This window comes from Paraglaciecola algarum, from assembly GCF_021532655.1.
Classification (GTDB): domain Bacteria; phylum Pseudomonadota; class Gammaproteobacteria; order Enterobacterales; family Alteromonadaceae; genus Paraglaciecola; species Paraglaciecola algarum.
Genome location: NZ_JAKGAS010000002.1, coordinates 297272 through 314203, shown reverse-complemented (window position 1 = coordinate 314203; position 16932 = coordinate 297272). Strand labels below are relative to the sequence as shown.

Below are 16932 nucleotides of genomic sequence, written 5' to 3'. Positions count from 1 at the left end.
TATGCTTTATTGGTTACATTGGATTGATCTGGCTGGCGTTGCGGTATTTGCAATTGCCGGAACACTCATGGCGTACAAAAAACACATGGATGGCTTTGGTGTAGTGGTTTTGGCATCGGTTACAGCTGTAGGAGGTGGCACTTTACGGGATATGATTTTAGATTTACCGGTTTTTTGGGTACAAGATCCTAGTTTCTTTTATGTCATCACAGCAGCAGCGGCTGTCACTATTTTATGGTTACGTCGCAAAGAAACCTTTCCGTTAAAATATTTGTTATTTGCCGATGCCATTGGGCTGGCATTTTTTAATGTAATGGGATTACAAAAAGCCCTGACCTATGGTGCCTCACCTTTTATTGCCATTATATTAGGCACTATGACAGGTGTATTTGGCGGCCTGATCCGCGATGTAATTTGTCGTGAAATTCCCCTTGTTCTAAAAGGTGAGCTATACGCCACAACCTGTATTTTAGGAGGCGCCGGATACATATTATGTTCAACATTTGGTTCAAGTATTCCTGTTGCTATGTTTGTGGCATTTTCATTAACACTAAGCCTTAGATTAGCGGCTATGAAATGGGGCTGGGCATTGCCTGTATTTAACCCCCATGACAAGATCACCGACGAATAACTCGCTATTTTGCAGGTTTTAACTAACTTTATAGTTTCCTATATGCAAATGGAGTTGCGCTGTGTCATTAGCCATAGTTTATTCACGAGCCAGTGTGGGTATAGACGCACCACTTATCACAGTCGAAGTACATTTAGCCAACGGCCTACCTTGTTTTAATCTAGTTGGTTTACCTGAAGCCTCTGTACGTGAAGCCAAAGACAGGGTGCGTAGTGCAATAATTAACTCTGGCTTCGAATTTCCTGCCAAAAGAATTACGGTAAACTTAGCGCCGGCAGATTTACCTAAAGAAGGAGGGCGTTTTGATTTAGCCATAGCTATAGGAATCATAGCTGCCACTCTTAACATTCCAGCGCCACAACTCAAACAATTTGAATTTGCCGGCGAACTGGCATTGTCTGGGGAAATTCGCAGTATAAAAGGCGCATTACCTTTTGCTTATGCCACCGCTCAAGCTAATCGAAAAATCATTCTGCCTAGAGATAATGCAGCGGAGGCTTCACTCATAAAACAAGCCCAAATTATTCCGGTTATGCAGTTGTTAGAGGTCTATAACCATATCTCTGGTCAGAATAGCCTTAACCTTTTCGATAGCTTAGTCACTAATCAAGCCGCCGAATACGAGCAAGATTTGCAAGATGTGGTAGGCCAAAGTGCCGGAAAGCGCGCTTTAGAAATAGCCGCGGCTGGGTCTCATAACCTACTTTTTACAGGCCCCCCTGGAACCGGCAAAACCATGTTAGCTAGTCGTCTAATCACTATTTTACCCGACATGACAGACGAAGAAGCACTTGCTAGCGCAGCTATTCACTCCATTGTAGGTAAACCGGTTGATCCAAGAACTTGGAAACAAAGGGCATTTCGACACCCCCACCACACTTCCTCTGCAGTAGCTTTAGTGGGGGGCGGTAGCATACCTAGGCCAGGAGAAATTAGCTTAGCTCACAATGGGGTATTATTTTTAGACGAATTACCAGAGTTTGATCGTAAAGTGTTAGACGTATTACGCGAACCTCTGGAATCCGGTGTAGTCAATATTTCTCGGGCAGCTCGACAAGCTGAATTTCCAGCTCAATTTCAATTAGTAGCAGCCATGAATCCTAGCCCAACCGGCAGCTTGCAAGATGGCCGTTCTTCATCTGAACAAGTTTTACGTTATCTCAATCGCATATCCGGGCCGTTCTTGGACAGGATAGATCTACAAGTAGATGTACCTAAATTACCTACTAATGAATTTTCAGAACAAGTAACCGCAAGAGGTGAAAGCAGCCAAGTTGTGCGCCAAAGAGTGGTTAAGGCTTATCATATTCAACTCAAACGCGCTGGCAAAACTAATGCACACTTAGGCAGTAAAGAAGTACAAACATTCTGTGAGTTAAATAAAGATGATAAACAATTTTTACAACATGCGGTTGAACATTTAGGTTTGTCACTGCGCACTTACCACAGAGTATTAAAAGTCGCTCGCACTATTGCCGATTTAGCCCATCAAACAAATATCCAAAGACCACATTTAGCCGAAGCACTCAATTATCGAGCCTTTGACCGCATGCTAGCGCAGCTAACGAATAATTAATTTATATTTTATGGCGCGACACCTATTAATATCACTTTTAATTCAATATTTAAAAACACTACTGACGGATTCAGTCAGGATGTCGGTTATATTATCTATTTGTGCGTTGGCTGATTGATTTTTTAGACTGTAATTTTGCAGCGAAATTGCCAATAGCAAACAAGGTTATTAACAATATTTAACAACTAAATGGAGATTATGATGATTGGTTATGTGACTTTAGGAACGGCAGATTTAACTAAATCTGCCGCGTTTTACGATGCATTACTTGGCACTATTGGTGCCAAACGTTTTATGGAAGAGGCAGGGTACTTTATTGCTTGGTCAAAAGGAGATAATGAACCTTCAATTGCTGTAAGCGTTCCGTTTAATCAGCAGCCAGCATCTGTTGGTAATGGCACCATGGTGGCAGTCTACTTAGAAACACCAACACAAGTAAAAGATTTTTACAACAAAGCTTTAGAGCTAGGAGGTACCTGCGAAGGTAAACCTGGATTTAGGCCAGATGATTCAACATCAGGTTTTTACGCTGGCTACTTTAGAGATATAGATGGCAACAAACTCAATGCCTTTTGTATGGTGCAATAACCCTAATTTACGAATAGATATAGAGGGCTTGCCCTTTATATCTATTGAGGACAGAACTGTCGATTAAAGAAACAAGCATCGACATCACACACTCATTAATGCTTTTATTGCTGGTTCATTCGCTCTTGCCTGTAAACAACATAAACCTAACTGGTAAGGTTCAATATCATCTAACACTATACGGCTGACTCTTTGCCCAACAGTTGAATTGTCTAACACCACACTAGGCACTATGCCTAAACCACAGCCTAGTGCCACCATGCTCACAATTGCTTCGTTTCCAGCCACTGTGGCATACACTCTGGGGCGAATACCTTGCTCGGCAAACCAGTGGTGCACAATACGTTTGGAGGGACCTGATTCTGGCAATATAAAAGAGTGGTCACGCCAATCTACTTGATTGAGTCGATTTAGTTGTAATTCTTTAGCTGCAATCAGTACCAAAGGTATTTCATCTAGTGGTAAGAACTTTAATTCTTTTGGGAAATCTGGGGTATGGATAGCAATAGAGGCATCGACTTCTTGTTGCATGACTTTACTGGCAGACCAAGCCGGATCGCCAGTACTTAACTTAATCTCAACTTGCGGATACTTGTGTCTAAAATTATCTAACAAGTTTGGTAAATGACTTTGGCTTGCGGTCACAGAACAAAACAAACTTAACTCACCTTGTAATTGTTGGTGATCTTGTTTCAGCTCTAATTTCACTTTTTTCCATTCAGTGAGGGTTTGTTGACTAAAGCCTAACAACTTAGTGCCAGCAGCGGTGAGTTTAACTTTACGATTATCACGCACAAATAAGGGTGTAGCACATTCTTCTTCTAACCTTTGAATAGTGCGACTCAAGGTAGAAGGGCTAACAAATAAAGCTTCTGCAGTTTTACTAAAATGTAAACTGTTTGCCAAATGTTGGAACAGTTCTAGGCTACGAATATCCATTAAAAACCCCTGCATTGCAATTTATGAAACATTATATTGCAAATATATCATTTTAAACAACACCCGTTTTTACCTATTATCCGGCCATCGCAATTTCATCTTGAATTTGCACTATTTCAACGTTTAATAAACTAAGGATTAGACATGGCTAATTATTTCAATACATTATCGCTACGCCAGCAATTAGACCAATTAGGTCGCTGTCGTTTTATGCAACGTTCAGAATTTGCTTCTGGGTGTGATTTCTTAAAAGGCAAAAAAATTGTCATAGTTGGTTGTGGTGCGCAAGGTTTAAACCAAGGTTTGAACATGCGCGACTCTGGCTTAGACATTTCTTATGCTCTACGCCAAGCTGCTATCGACGAAAAGCGTGATTCTTTCCAACGTGCTAGTGACAATGGTTTCACTGTAGGCACTTACCAAGATCTTATTCCAACTGCTGATATCGTTTATAACCTTACTCCAGACAAGCAACACTCAAGTGTTGTTGAAGCGGTTATGCCATTAATGCAACAAGGTGCAACTTTAGGTTATTCACATGGTTTCAACATTGTTGAAGAAGGCCAGCAAATCCGTTCTGACCTAACTGTTGTTATGTGTGCACCTAAGTGCCCAGGTACTGAAGTACGTGAAGAATACAAACGTGGATTTGGTGTACCGACCCTTATCGCTGTACACCCAGAAAATGACCCTAAAGGTCAAGGCTGGGATATCGCTAAGGCATTAGCTTCTGCTACTGGTGGCGACCGTGCAGGTGTTCTTGAGTCTTCTTTTGTTGCTGAAGTTAAATCTGACCTTATGGGTGAGCAAACTATCTTATGTGGCATGCAACAAGTGGCTGCTATCTTAGGTTACGAAAAAATGGTGGCTGACGGCATCGACCCAGGTTACGCAGGTAAATTAATCCAAGATGGTTTAGAAACTATTACCGAAGCACTTAAAATCGGTGGCGTAACTAACATGATGGATCGTTTATCTAACCCAGCAAAAATCAAAGCTTACGAACTAGCTGACGAATTAAAAGTATTGTTAGGTGATTTATTCGGTAAACACCAAGACGACATCATCTGTGGTGAGTTCTCTCGCACTATGATGGAAGACTGGGCAAATGGCGACGCTAACTTACTTAAATGGCGTGAAGAAACCGGCGAAACAGGTTTTGAAAATGCACCAGAGTTCTCAGGTACTATCGACGAGCAAGAATACTTCGACAACGGTGTATTCTTAGTTGCTATGATCAAAGCCGGTGTTGAGCTAGCATTTGATGTTATGGTTGAAGCAGGTATTTTACCAGAGTCTGCTTACTACGAATCACTACACGAAACTCCGTTAATTTCTAACACTATTGCTCGTAAGCGTTTATACGAAATGAACGTGGTTATCTCTGATACAGCGGAATACGGTAACTACTTATTCGCTAATGCTGCGGTACCAATTTTACGTGAAAAATTAATGCCTAATATCGGTACTGATTTAATCGGTAAACCTTTCACCACAGCTTCAAACAGCGTAGATAACAAAAAGTTAGTTGATATCAATCAAGCTATCCGTACAAGTGGTGTTGAAACTATCGGTGCTACCTTACGTGGTTACATGACTGACATGAAAGCTATCGTTGAAGCTTAATGCTCGCATTTAGTTAGCTTTAAGCACCAAAATTCTAAGCCCAGCTATATAGCTGGGCTTTTTTGTTGCAGTGTATTTTGTGATCATTTTCTACCTCCATACTGTATATTAAAAATAATAGAATCTTAATAAAAAGGTCATGACATGAAAAACGATATTGATAGTAAGTTCATATTGGCAGCTTTTGAAAAAATCCGCCGACATGGCAAACAAGAAGATCAAAAATATCTTTTAGAAGGTGTTATTGCCTATACAGATTTTGATGGTTACACCATCTTTTTGGAAGATGCCCTAGTGAAATTAAGTTTTGGCTTTCATAACCAATACAATTTCGACTATGAATCAAGTGACCATTTCGAATCTTTTCAGAAAAAACTACAAAGTATAGTCAACAGCTATTAAGGATTGATTACCCTTAGTGTATGCAAAAAGATACAAGCTAAGATAACAGTTATATTAAGGCTTGCAGAGAAAACGCTAAGCAATCAGGCTGTTTTTTAGACAAACCCCATAGTTAATTTGAGCCCCTAGCTCACAGTGTGGCTAAATTCATACAGACTAATAACTATTATGCCGCTACAAGCCTTTAAAATTAACAATTACTAGATTGGCCTATGAATTGCAAATGCTCGTTCATTACCTATATTTTTAATTTTATTAAGGTCACAATGCGCAAATCTATAACCAAAATAACTCAAATAGATGACTGGATTTTTGAAATAAAAATGGTTAAAGCCATTAAAGTTAAAAACCATGGTGATCCATATTCTGCCGTTGCTAGCCTGACAGCTAACGGAGACCAAATGTACATTGACTCTCATTTGTCAGCTAATAATGAAGACTTACAAAAAGATGACTTTATGGCTATTTATAAATTTTGCCAATCCATTGGTATGCAGAATATCAGCTATGACAGAATTAAAAATGGCTTAAAATCCACTAGAAATGTGGACATAGTAGAGAATCAACATCCGGCCCCCAAACTTAGGGTATGTTAATGGTGTTACCCAATTAAAACTTAATTGGGTAATAGCCGTCGTTGCCTTTGTTACCAAAAAACAGGGCTGCTTGATGCACTTCTTTGGGTAAGCTGGCAGCTGGTTTAAAGCGACCATTCACTTTAAATTTCATATTGGCGGGTAGATTGACTTGAGCCGTTAAACCAAAACTATTGGGCTCTTTTACTTTAATTAGGGTTTCATTGTTTTCACAACCTAAAGTGGCATCAAAGTTACCTAAATCAATAGTTTTTCCCACACCCGCCACTTTAGCGTTTAACCACTGACCTTTACCATCAATCACTTGGCAACCTGTGGTTAAGTCATAATTTAGTTCGGTCAACTCTACTTTAAACCGACCTTCTGCCTGAACGGGCATAGGCAACGGTAACATCATCATGACTAAATCAGCCGGTAAATAAGTTTGTAAGCTATTTGCTTGGATTTGACTTGCAGATACTTTTAATTGACCACTAATCGATATTTGATCAGCTTGACGAACATTACCACCTTTGATCTCAGCGCTTATATCACCAACTAATAAAGGTAAGACTGATAAAGACCATTTAACATTTTCAATAGGTAAACCTTGAAAACTAATGGATTGAGCTTGGCCATTCCAAATGGTGCCTGATACACCACTAATTTGAAGTTGTGTTGGCAAGTTCAACTTTGCCAATACGTGTACAGCGGGTAATTTCACCACTAAAAAAACGCAATAGATAATAAAACATGCAAAAAACCACTTTAAAATAGACTTCATGATTTTCCTAATTTTAAACGCCTGATCTTAACTTGGCCTGGCTCACCAGCTTCAGCAATATCGATATCTAAAATATGGATCCCTGTTTTTTCTAAAGCCTGCAACCAACTTAACACATCGTTGAAAGGTGCTTGGTCTACCCATACTTGTAATTCGTCACCTTGTGGCTGCATACGAGAGATTTTAATTTTTAAGCGGCTAGCAGATTGATTGACAGCTTGCGGTAAAGAGCCTGAAAACTGGCTTTTATTACCACCAGAACCCTGTAACTGAATCGCACGATTACTGTTCTTTTTTACCCAAACCAATAATGATTGCTGACTAGTCAGACTTTTTTGCCCTCGTTCAATAGAGGTATTTAACGGCGACCAAACTACCCAATAAAACAAAGCGATCACTAAAAAAACGGCTGAAATAGAGACTAACAAACGTTCACGGGGATTAAGTTGTTGAAACGTACTTTTAAGTTTTTCCACCTTAACTCCTAATCGACAATGAGCCGATCACTTGATTGTCTTTTTGATTAATCGCGCCTTGTTCCACCACAAAACCTTGGGCTTCAGCTTGCTTTTTAAAGGTATCTAACGCTTCAAAATTATTAGCCACCGCCTGCAAACGTAATTCTGAACGTTTGCTGTCAAAACGTAAGGTTTGTGGTTTAATTTTTGAAGCTTCGAATGCAGGTTTAAGTTGATTCAAAATCAACAATACCGAGCTACCACCGCCTCCCTGTTCAAGTTCTTTCATCTTGCGCTGCATAGTGGTTTTTAAATTACGGTAGGCACCTGCATTAGGAAACGCACGTTTATATTCGCCGTCTATTTGAGTCTTTAAATTAGCCAGTTCAGTGTCGATACGGTTTAACTCTAAACTTTTATCAATCAAACTAGTGAATAGAGCAATAACGGCCAAAGCCGCGGCTAATCGCCACTTTTTCCAATTTCCACTAGATTGATTTTTTACTTTAAATTCACCCTGTAACAAGTTAAATTTTGAAGCTAGCGCCCCTTGGGCCAACACTTTCATGGGTAATTCTAACGGCATACTATTAACTGACAAACCATCGACATCATTTAAGTCTAGGGCCGAATGATTATTTAAGTTTAAGCTTTGCCCTTCGTTTTTTACCACTTGGCGGGTTTGATGTTTGATGGCCTGAGTTAACCAAGACGTTTCACCTTGTAAGCCAGCCCAACTATCTTGACGTACCAATAACTGTTGGCCTAGCTCTAACATGTTCCATGCATCGATATCGGTGGGTAAAGCAAGCACATCTGGCAACATTAAATTACAGACTAACCCTGCTTCTTGAATAGTGTTCAACCAAGTTTTTAATTTGTCTTTATTGACAATAGCAACGGCTTGTTGATTACCTTCTTTAGGCCCCAAAGCAAAAAATTGTTGGTTGATATCACCGCTTATTTCTTCTTCTAACATATAAGGGATAGCTGCAATTGCCTTACGCCCTGCTTTAGCTGGTAAGGCTACCCATTTCAATAAAACATCACTGGTTGGCACTAGAGTGATTATGGGCCTACTACCTGCTCGAGAAGACAAAGTCTCTAACTCTTTTGCGCCGGCAAGTTCTCCCGATGCAATGATTTCATCTTCTTGTTCTGACCATACGATCCAATGAATCACTTCATCTGAATTGGCGCCTAAGCGCACTACTAACTGTTCCATAACGTCTCATTGCCTTGCAAATGATAGTGGATGATTAAATTAATTTTTTTCAAAAGCCGCTAAACTCCCGCCTAATAACGCTAACTTTCTTGCCGTCTTCTATCTTAAAAACGGTTTGCATAGCAAAAGTGGCATTATTGTACTTGGTTTTGGTATGCAATATAAAATGTGATGTTGTGACATCAAACCATTGTTTTTGATTGTCATTTAAGGTGACGGCTTTTACTTCAGGTGTATCCAAAAATTCTGAAGCTTGTTGAAAACCCTTTTCCCCTCTGGCGGAAATGGCTGATTGTGCTTGGCTTATATCCATACCAGTCATAGCAGCAATTATACTCACATTTTCTTCAGATACAGTATTCACGTTTATTTTTAGGCTATCATCATTAGGGATAACACACACTAATTCTAATACTTTCGGTAACCAACTAGCTTCTACCCCATTGACTAAACGTAATTCCGACTCGTGCACCATTAATGCATTAGCCGCCATATAGGGAAATTGACGACTTTCGTATTCGTTATCCTCAGCACCTAAACCTGTTACACGACTATCTTTATCTAACCAGTCAGCCAAAGAATCACGCATAATTTCGATATTATAGGAAGGGATTTCTGCATCAATACCTATGACAAGTTGTTCAAATACGTTTAAACGCTCTTTTAATTCATCTTTTAGTGTGGCTGTTGGCGTAGGATTCGGAGATGGGCTTGCTGCAGTTGAGTTGCCATTAGGTGAAGAAATTCGATTAGATCCCGCTCCAGCACTTTGACTAGTCACTCCCAAAGCATTTAAATTGAAGCAAGATTGCAAATCAATTAGTTGGGCTTGAATACCTCCACCTTCAATAGGAAAGGTAAACTCTTGATTCCAAGGCTGATTAAGATGAATGACTTTTTCTTTACTAAATAATTCTGTTAAAGATTTTTTAGCATATTGTTCTGCCCCCATGGCGTACCAATAAGCTTGGTTATTTTCTTTGATGTTAGATGCACGTTTAACTTGTAACTGTAATCGGCTGCCCATTTTAGTGGCTAACACACTCACAATTGCCACGATTAAAAGCACTATGATTAAGGCCACACCTTTTTGGGATTTAAGATTTTTAGTTGGAGTTGTTTTAAGACTATTACTCATAAAGCATTGGCCAACATAAAGTCACGGTGAATTTCACCAAAAGTAGTACTGACTATGGTGATAGAAACAGCGATAGGTAGAGAGTTTTTAGCGTACTCTTCTTCCCAAGATTTAGGTTCATCTAAATTTTTTAAATCCGTTAAAAATGTCACCTGAAAATCTTCAATGTCTGTCAGTAACACTCTAACTTTAGGCTCATAACCAATCACATTGTCTACATAATTACCGTATAAACGCTGTAATTGTTTTTCTTGTAAACGATAACCCACAGCTTGCAAGGTGCTTCTAGGTAATATTAATTGAGGATTATGCCAACCGGCCCGCACAAACCCCATACCGTCGGTTTCGCTTTCTAAGACATTTTCACCAGCGACTAACACTGTGTCGTTTAACTCACCCTCGACTCGAGTAGATCGCGGCATGGCCTGCATTATATCCCGCTCGATTGTAAGCATGGCTCTTTGTAATACTTCTAGCTGACCAATGCGTTGCTTAGAAAGGTTGTCACTTTCAATGACTTGATTAACCACACCAGCACTGGCTAAACCAATTAAACTGAAAATAGCCATAGCCACTAATATTTCAATTAGGGTAAAACCGGATGGGTTAGTTAGTTTAGGTTTATTCATAGGTTAATTTTTAGAAATAAACCCAGTAATAGTGGTAACGGAATTGATTAACGCCTTGTCTGTACCCACGGTAACTTCCACCAACACCATGTCTTTATCGTTAGTTTTTTCAACCTTTTGTTGCCAATACCAAGTTCTACCGGCCATATCTTCTGAGCCTGATTGGTTGTTTTCAACTGGCCAAGTTTTATCTAGATGCAAGTGAGTTAAACGGTTATTGGCTACCCAAGTAGCAAAGGTGATGTTTTCAATTTGTCCAACACCACCTAAATTATCTCCGGCAGCTTTAACAATAGCTGACGCAACCAAAGCGAAAATAACTAAAGCGACCATTACTTCAATTAAGGTTAAACCTAATTTTGTGCGTAAGCTTGAGTAATTTTGAGAATTAAAGCTCATCTAATGGCCCATCTCTTAATAGGGGGATGCTGTCTTGACCATTGATGCGGTAATATACAGGCTGGTCATTAGAAAACTCAGGCTCATAACTTAATGTCACTGAAAATGGCGTGATCTCACCGCTTGAAAAAATAAACACCTGAGGAGGTGGTAGTTTTTTTTCTTCCTCATCACCAATTTGGGTTTCATCGTCATCTAAGGATAACTCTTCGTCAAACACTTCTGTGCTAAACAAGTTGTCTTCTGTGTCCCAAGGTAAATCTGTGAGAGATAACTCTAAACTAAATGATTCTGGAAGTAAGTGCTCATCAAAGGTTTTATCGATACTTAGCTTGACCCATTCTTCATTTTCATCCAATAGCATAAAATAATAACTATTGGTTTTTTGTTCGATTCGTAAACCGAGTTGCCTTTGATTTAATACCGCGTAATCTGACGCCATATTAAAAACCACTTCTAATCTTTGAGTTTGTTTTTTCAGTAATTCAGCATTGTTTTGCCCAGAAAAACTTAACACCACAGTACTGGCTGCAATGCCCATAATAAACAGCACCACCATGATCTCTATTAAAGTAAATCCGCGGGCTATGGTTAGTTTTGGGCAAGTTTGCAACACTGTGCTTTATCAATTTTTAGATTAGTTTAAATAATCGTTTAAATTCCAGTTGCCGATATCATCTTCTGTGCCTGGTTCCATATCTGGACCATTTGAAAATATATCAATTACGCCTAACTCGCCTGGGCTCAAAATTTGATAATCGTTACCCCACGGATCTTGTGGCAAACGACGAATGTAACCACCATCAGGGTAGTTTCGAGGAATTGGATCAATAGTCGGTTGTTCCACTAAGGCTTCTAAAGTTTGCTCTGTAGTAGGGAACACATTATTGCTTAACTTGTATCTTTCTAGCGCTGTTTCTAACTGCTGTATATCAACCGCAGCTTTTTTAAGTTGCGCTTCTTCTTGGCTGCCTAAAATTTGCGGTGCAATAATCCCAGCCATAATGCCTATTATCAGTAATACCACCATAACTTCAATAAGGGTAAAACCTTGAAGTTTTTTACTCAGAGAAGTATCCGGATAAATAGCTGAATGGGTTTGTTTGGTTGTTTTCATTAGATGCCTACCATAGAGTTTAATGCCATAATGGGTTGTAATATAGCCAGTACAATCAGTAATACTACTGTTGCCATAATTACGATTAAAACGGGTTCGAATATTTTGAGTGACACACCCACTAAAGATTCAAACTGTCTGTCTTGATTATCTGCTGCTCGTCCGAGCATTTGTTGTAATTCACCACTTCGTTCACCAGAAGCAATCATATGCATCATCATAGGGGGGAACATTTTAGTTTGTTCTAGAGATGCCCTTAAGCTTGAGCCTTCCTTTACAAAACCGGCCGCTTGTTTAATCGCGTCTTTAATATGCAAGTTTTCTAGCACGTTGCCAGCAATACGCATACTTTCTAAAAGTGGCACCGCACTAGAGGTTAAAATACTTAAGGTACGAGCAAAACGAGCGGTATTCAGCCCTTTCGATACTTTACCAATAAGGGGTAAAGTTAAAATAAATTTGTGATAACGCTTTTTCATGGCGGGTTTAGTTAACAACCTTTTGATGCCTATGATTGTCAACACCACTAGGCCAGCCAAAATCAAACCATAATCTCGCAGAAAATCACTAGTGCTGATCATAACTTTAGTAATGGTAGGTAAGTCTTGGCCCATATGTTCAAACTGGCCCACTATTTTTGGCACTACCACTGTCAGTAACAAGACCACAATAGCACTTGCAAAAAACATCATGATCATGGGATAAACAAGAGCTTGAGTAATTTGACTACGAGTCTTTTGACGATTTTCGGTATAGTCCGCTAGACGATTTAATACTGTGTCTAGATGGCCTGATTTTTCACCTGCGGCCACCATGGCACAAAACAAGTTATCAAATACATGGGGAAATTCTGCCAAGGCATCGGCTAAAGCATGGCCTTCAACCACTTTACTACGCACAGCCATCATCATGTTTTTTTGGCGGGGCTTTTCACATTGTTCAGCTACCGCTAACAAAGCTTCTTCAATTGGTAATGCTGATTCAACTAAGGTAGCTAGTTGACGAGTTAATAAAGATAAATCGGAGGCGGAAATCTTAGCTTTAAATAAAGTAAAACCTTGTTGAGATTTACGCTCTTTTTCAGCCACTTGATCCACCTGCATGGGGATCAAACCTAATTCACGCAGCTGCTGGCGAATTTGTCTAGGGTTATCGCCTTCTAATACACCACTTTTAGTTTTGCCACTTTTTTCCATGGCTTGATAAGCATAAGCAGCCATTAATCTTCCCTGGTTACACGCAACACTTCTTCAAGTGAGGTAAATCCTAACAGCACTTTTTTACAACCATCATCACGAATACTTGGCGTAGTTTGACGAATATGTTTTTCAATGGCTTGTTCGCCGTGGCCGTTATGGATCAGTTCACGAATGCCTTCGTCTACTACTAATAATTCGTGAATACCTGTTCTTCCTCGGTAACCTGTTTGATTACAAGCCGCACAACCTTTAGGTGAATAAATAAGATTACTTGCTGCTTCAACTGGGTTAACCGCTAATATTTTACATTCTTGTTCACTTGGTTGGTGTGAGGTTTTACAGTCAGGACATAAAGTTCTAACTAAGCGTTGGGACAAAACAGCCAGTAAACTCGAAGATAACAAGAAGGGTTCGATACCCATATCTTCTAGTCGAGTAATGGCACCTGCAGCGGTATTGGTGTGCAATGTAGACATTACCAAGTGGCCGGTTAAACTGGCTTGCACACTAATTTGTGCGGTTTCTAAGTCGCGTATTTCACCCACCATGACCACATCGGGATCTTGGCGAAGTATTGCGCGCAAACCACGAGCAAAGGTCATATCCACTTTGGCGTTAACCTGAGTTTGACCTATGCCTTGTAAATCAAATTCTATAGGATCTTCAACAGTTAAAATGTTTCTGTCTTTGGAATTAATTTCACTCAATCCCGCATACAAGGTAGTGGATTTACCCGAGCCAGTAGGGCCAGTTACCAAGATAATGCCGTGAGGTTTGCGCACTAAAGTCGAAAAATAATCACGATTTGTCTGCGTCATACCTAAATCTTCAAGATTCAGACGTACGTTGTTTTTATCTAATAAACGTAAAACAACTCGTTCGCCGTGACTAGATGGCATAGTCGATACCCGCACATCAACCGCACGTCCGGCGATACGCAAGGTAATACGACCATCTTGCGGCACACGTTTTTCAGCTATATCCATCTTAGACATAACTTTAATCCGCGACACCAACATAGAGGCCATTTTGCGATTTGGCCTAAGGATCTCTCTAAGCACTCCATCCACTCTAAATCGCACTAATAGCTGAGTTTCGAAGGTTTCAATATGAATATCTGACGCACCTTCTTTGATGGCTTCACCTAACATGGCGTTGATCAGTTTGATGATAGGCGCATCATCTTCACTTTCTAATAAGTCTTCTGTGTCTGGCAGCTCTTCTGCCAAACTGAACAAATCACTTTCATTACCTATATCTTCCATCAATTGTTTAGCCGCTGATGAGTCGCGCTGGAAAGCATGGGTCAAAAGTGATTCGAACTTTTCTAGTTCAATCTGTTGTAAACGAAATTCTTCACCTAAAAAACGCCTAACTTCCGCAAAAATCTGAAATTCAGTATCTGGAGTGTGATACAAAATGGCAGGCGTTTCACCAGTATCCAACAAAACTTGATGACGTTTAGCAAAACTAAATGCCAATTGTTTATGTTCAGCATCTTCGACTGGCGCATCTAAGTCTGTGCCAGATTCTAGCAAAGCTTGTTCTTCTGCTTCAGTGGTATTAATTTGCCCAGCAGACATGGCTAGTTTTGGTCCTTGTCTTTATTTTGAATATATTCTTCAAAATTTGGCGGTAAACTTAATGTATCGTCCCACTCTGGTAATGCTGGGCCCTCAGTCAATGGCATTAAAGGAACGCCCTGAGATTGACGCTTCAATTGTTCTCCACGGATATATTGATATTTACGTTTACTAATGTCATTCATAGTCACGCCATCACGAATAATAGTGGGACGAATAAATACCATTAAGTTACGTTTACGTTTACTCGTTGTGGTTGATTTGAATAAATTGCCAAGAATAGGGATATCACCTAATAGAGGGACTTTAGAAACACTTTCTTGTACCGCGTCGTCTATCAGACCACCCAACACAATTGTTCCGCCATCGTTCACAATCACAGAGGTTTTAATTTCACGCTTACTGATGGAAATATCCACTGATGTGGCGCCATTTACACTTGATACTTCTTGCTCAATTAACAATTGAATTGCATCACCTTCATTAATTTGTGGGGTGACTTTAAGTTTAATACCTACTTCTTTACGATCTACCTGTTGGAATGGATTGGAATTGCTCGAGCCTGTAGTTGAGCCGGTAATAATTGGTACTTCTTCACCCACAATAAAAAATGCTTCTTCATTATCCATAGTGGTTAAATGAGGCGTAGCTAGAATATTTGAATTGGTATCGGTACTCACAGCTTGCACCACAGCCCCCCAACCACCTTTTACAAATCCAGCAATCATACCATTTACACCACCAAGCAAACTGGCAAGTGGCTCAAAATTACCTAGTTGAGTTTTTGATGTTGGTACTACCACAACGTCCCCATTTGAGGTAGTAGTCACCGTGTCTACTATGGTTTTATCTTGCGCTAAATCAGCAGCAACAGCTAACGAGCCTATACCGGCAACTCCATTGGTAAATTGCGTACCGCCACCTTTTTCACTACCAAATTGCACACCTAAAGTTGTACCGTCACCTTCAAACACTTCCACAATAATGGCTTCAACTTGCACTTGTGCTCGACGAATATCTAACTGCCTGATCACATCTTCTAAAGAGCGCATCATATCTGGTTCAGCGGTAATGACTAATGCATTAGAATCTTCATGAGAGTCAATACTAATCGCGCGGTTGTTATTTGAGCGAGAATTCGTTTTTGAGGTACCTTTAGCTTCAGCTTGAATACTTGAACTTACACCTTGTAATACTTTTACTAAGTCTTCTGCTTTCGAATAATTAAGGAAAATAACCCGTGTATTACCACTGGTTTCTAGCTCCTGATCCATACGCTCAATGAGATTGACTAAACGTTGGCGAGCTTTTACATCACCACTAACAATGATGCTGTTGGTTCTATCATCAGCCACCACTCTTGGCGCCGACTTACTATTGGCTGTTGGAGCCTTTCCTTGAGATTTATTTATGCTATCAATGATACGTACCATTTCAGATGCTGAAGCATATTTTAGTTTTACGATTTCTACTTCTTCGTCACCAGCTTGGTCAACTCGCTCGATAATTTCAACCAAGCGATTCACAACCGCAGCACGCCCAGTCAACATCATCACATTAGATGCATCATGACTGACTACATTACCACCACCAGTAGTATCATTAAGTTGGCGTAATAAAGGAGCTAGTTCACGAACAGGAACGTTGTATACTGGCATCACTCGAGTGATCATTTCATCACCATCAAAAGGGCTGCCCTCCACAACTGGAATATTTGATGATTTAGCGTCTTTTGAACGAATGACCTTTAATACACCGCTAGGCATTTCAATCACTGAATAACCATATACCTGCAGCACGTTTTGGAAAAATTGATAATATTGATCTTCATTCAATAAATCATAACTACGAACGGTAATTTTGCCTCGTACATTAGGATCAACTATTATGGTTTTTTTCAAATTTTTACCAACAATATCAATAAATTGACCGATTTCGGTATTCTTAAAGTTCGGCGAATAATCTGCTGCTGAAACGAAAGTAGCAACAGCAAAAAATGCACTCGCTACTGCAACTAATAATCCTTTAAATAAAACTGGGCGTTTGCCACTACTACAGGTCAT

The 16932-nt window shown here is 39.8% G+C and carries 18 protein-coding genes; 6 read left to right on the top strand and 12 right to left on the bottom strand.

Annotated features, from left to right (window positions below; genetic code table 11):
- The first annotated feature begins 1 nt into the window (after position 1).
- The 3 genes from L0668_RS04885 to L0668_RS04875 all read left to right on the top strand — a co-directional run bounded on the left by L0668_RS04885 (position 2) and on the right by L0668_RS04875 (position 2795).
- Positions 2 to 631 (top strand): trimeric intracellular cation channel family protein, encoded by a 630-nt coding sequence (locus L0668_RS04885; RefSeq protein ID WP_235310956.1) that lies wholly within the window; start codon positions 2 to 4, stop codon positions 629 to 631.
- Positions 632 to 692: 61 nt separating this feature from the next.
- Positions 693 to 2207, top strand: coding sequence for a YifB family Mg chelatase-like AAA ATPase (locus L0668_RS04880; RefSeq protein WP_235310955.1), 1515 nt, complete (start codon positions 693 to 695; stop codon positions 2205 to 2207).
- Positions 2208 to 2408: 201 nt separating this feature from the next.
- Positions 2409 to 2795: a VOC family protein gene (locus L0668_RS04875; RefSeq protein ID WP_235311220.1), complete on the top strand. Its 387-nt coding sequence runs from the start codon at positions 2409 to 2411 to the stop codon at positions 2793 to 2795.
- Between the two features lie 84 nt (positions 2796 to 2879).
- Here the strand turns inward: L0668_RS04875 and ilvY are convergent, their stop codons facing one another.
- On the bottom strand, positions 2880 to 3734 hold the full coding sequence (ilvY, locus tag L0668_RS04870; RefSeq protein ID WP_235310954.1) for an HTH-type transcriptional activator IlvY: 855 nt from the start codon (positions 3732 to 3734) through the stop codon (positions 2880 to 2882).
- Positions 3735 to 3878: 144 nt separating this feature from the next.
- Here ilvY and ilvC point away from each other — a divergent pair, with 144 nt between their 5' ends.
- The 3 genes from ilvC to L0668_RS04855 all read left to right on the top strand — a co-directional run bounded on the left by ilvC (position 3879) and on the right by L0668_RS04855 (position 6358).
- Positions 3879 to 5360 carry a ketol-acid reductoisomerase gene (ilvC, locus tag L0668_RS04865; protein WP_235310953.1) on the top strand — a complete coding sequence of 494 codons (1482 nt, stop codon included), beginning with the start codon at positions 3879 to 3881 and terminating at the stop codon, positions 5358 to 5360.
- A gap of 144 nt (positions 5361 to 5504) precedes the next feature.
- Positions 5505 to 5762 (top strand): DUF3081 domain-containing protein, encoded by a 258-nt coding sequence (locus tag L0668_RS04860; protein ID WP_235310952.1) that lies wholly within the window; start codon positions 5505 to 5507, stop codon positions 5760 to 5762.
- A gap of 266 nt (positions 5763 to 6028) precedes the next feature.
- A complete protein-coding gene (locus L0668_RS04855) occupies positions 6029 to 6358 on the top strand; it encodes a hypothetical protein (protein WP_235310951.1) in 330 nt (109 codons plus the stop codon).
- Between the two features lie 13 nt (positions 6359 to 6371).
- Here the strand turns inward: L0668_RS04855 and L0668_RS04850 are convergent, their stop codons facing one another.
- From L0668_RS04850 to gspD, 11 genes are read right to left on the bottom strand one after another with little or no spacing between them, the layout of a single operon-like run.
- On the bottom strand, positions 6372 to 7121 hold the full coding sequence (locus L0668_RS04850) for a type II secretion system protein N (protein ID WP_235310950.1): 750 nt from the start codon (positions 7119 to 7121) through the stop codon (positions 6372 to 6374).
- Entirely contained in the window at positions 7118 to 7597 is a 480-nt protein-coding gene (locus L0668_RS04845) for a type II secretion system protein M (RefSeq protein WP_235310949.1), read from the bottom strand. Before L0668_RS04845 ends, L0668_RS04850 begins: the two co-directional genes overlap by 4 nt.
- A gap of 1 nt (position 7598) precedes the next feature.
- Positions 7599 to 8804 carry a type II secretion system protein GspL gene (gene gspL / locus L0668_RS04840; RefSeq protein ID WP_235310948.1) on the bottom strand — a complete coding sequence of 402 codons (1206 nt, stop codon included), beginning with the start codon at positions 8802 to 8804 and terminating at the stop codon, positions 7599 to 7601.
- Between the two features lie 49 nt (positions 8805 to 8853).
- The gene (gspK, locus tag L0668_RS04835; RefSeq protein ID WP_235310947.1) at positions 8854 to 9942 is read right to left on the bottom strand and encodes a type II secretion system minor pseudopilin GspK; all 1089 of its coding nucleotides are present in this window, start codon (positions 9940 to 9942) and stop codon (positions 8854 to 8856) included.
- Complete coding sequence (gene gspJ / locus L0668_RS04830) at positions 9939 to 10571, bottom strand: type II secretion system minor pseudopilin GspJ (protein WP_235310946.1); 633 nt, start codon at positions 10569 to 10571, stop codon at positions 9939 to 9941. The genes gspK and gspJ overlap by 4 nt, the downstream gene beginning before the upstream one ends.
- Before the next feature lie 3 nt (positions 10572 to 10574).
- Positions 10575 to 10970: a type II secretion system minor pseudopilin GspI gene (gene gspI / locus L0668_RS04825; RefSeq protein ID WP_235310945.1), complete on the bottom strand. Its 396-nt coding sequence runs from the start codon at positions 10968 to 10970 to the stop codon at positions 10575 to 10577.
- Entirely contained in the window at positions 10960 to 11583 is a 624-nt protein-coding gene (gene gspH / locus L0668_RS04820) for a type II secretion system minor pseudopilin GspH (protein WP_268820182.1), read from the bottom strand. Before gspH ends, gspI begins: the two co-directional genes overlap by 11 nt.
- Before the next feature lie 24 nt (positions 11584 to 11607).
- A complete protein-coding gene (gene gspG / locus L0668_RS04815) occupies positions 11608 to 12087 on the bottom strand; it encodes a type II secretion system major pseudopilin GspG (protein ID WP_284439539.1) in 480 nt (159 codons plus the stop codon).
- Positions 12087 to 13307, bottom strand: a complete 1221-nt coding sequence (gene gspF / locus L0668_RS04810; protein WP_235310944.1) for a type II secretion system inner membrane protein GspF — start codon at positions 13305 to 13307, stop codon at positions 12087 to 12089. Before gspF ends, gspG begins: the two co-directional genes overlap by 1 nt.
- Positions 13307 to 14869, bottom strand: a complete 1563-nt coding sequence (gene gspE / locus L0668_RS04805) for a type II secretion system ATPase GspE (RefSeq protein WP_235310943.1) — start codon at positions 14867 to 14869, stop codon at positions 13307 to 13309. The genes gspF and gspE overlap by 1 nt, the downstream gene beginning before the upstream one ends.
- A gap of 2 nt (positions 14870 to 14871) precedes the next feature.
- Positions 14872 to 16932: a type II secretion system secretin GspD gene (gene gspD / locus L0668_RS04800; RefSeq protein WP_235310942.1), complete on the bottom strand. Its 2061-nt coding sequence runs from the start codon at positions 16930 to 16932 to the stop codon at positions 14872 to 14874.

Bases quoted from the DNA above. Each gene is read 5' to 3' on its own strand.
- L0668_RS04885 (WP_235310956.1), top strand. From the start codon at position 2: ATGCTTTATTGGTTACATTGGATTGATCTGGCTGGCGTTGCGGTATTT.
- L0668_RS04875 (WP_235311220.1), top strand. From the start codon at position 2,409: ATGATTGGTTATGTGACTTTAGGAACGGCAGATTTAACTAAATCTGCC.
- ilvY (WP_235310954.1), bottom strand. From the start codon at position 3,734: ATGGATATTCGTAGCCTAGAACTGTTCCAACATTTGGCAAACAGTTTA.
- ilvC (WP_235310953.1), top strand. From the start codon at position 3,879: ATGGCTAATTATTTCAATACATTATCGCTACGCCAGCAATTAGACCAA.
- L0668_RS04860 (WP_235310952.1), top strand. From the start codon at position 5,505: ATGAAAAACGATATTGATAGTAAGTTCATATTGGCAGCTTTTGAAAAA.
- L0668_RS04855 (WP_235310951.1), top strand. From the start codon at position 6,029: ATGCGCAAATCTATAACCAAAATAACTCAAATAGATGACTGGATTTTT.
- L0668_RS04850 (WP_235310950.1), bottom strand. From the start codon at position 7,121: ATGAAGTCTATTTTAAAGTGGTTTTTTGCATGTTTTATTATCTATTGC.
- gspL (WP_235310948.1), bottom strand. From the start codon at position 8,804: ATGGAACAGTTAGTAGTGCGCTTAGGCGCCAATTCAGATGAAGTGATT.
- gspK (WP_235310947.1), bottom strand. From the start codon at position 9,942: ATGAGTAATAGTCTTAAAACAACTCCAACTAAAAATCTTAAATCCCAA.
- gspJ (WP_235310946.1), bottom strand. From the start codon at position 10,571: ATGAATAAACCTAAACTAACTAACCCATCCGGTTTTACCCTAATTGAA.
- gspI (WP_235310945.1), bottom strand. From the start codon at position 10,970: ATGAGCTTTAATTCTCAAAATTACTCAAGCTTACGCACAAAATTAGGT.
- gspG (WP_284439539.1), bottom strand. From the start codon at position 12,087: ATGAAAACAACCAAACAAACCCATTCAGCTATTTATCCGGATACTTCT.
- gspF (WP_235310944.1), bottom strand. From the start codon at position 13,307: ATGGCTGCTTATGCTTATCAAGCCATGGAAAAAAGTGGCAAAACTAAA.
- gspE (WP_235310943.1), bottom strand. From the start codon at position 14,869: ATGTCTGCTGGGCAAATTAATACCACTGAAGCAGAAGAACAAGCTTTG.
- gspD (WP_235310942.1), bottom strand. From the start codon at position 16,932: ATGACCTGTAGTAGTGGCAAACGCCCAGTTTTATTTAAAGGATTATTA.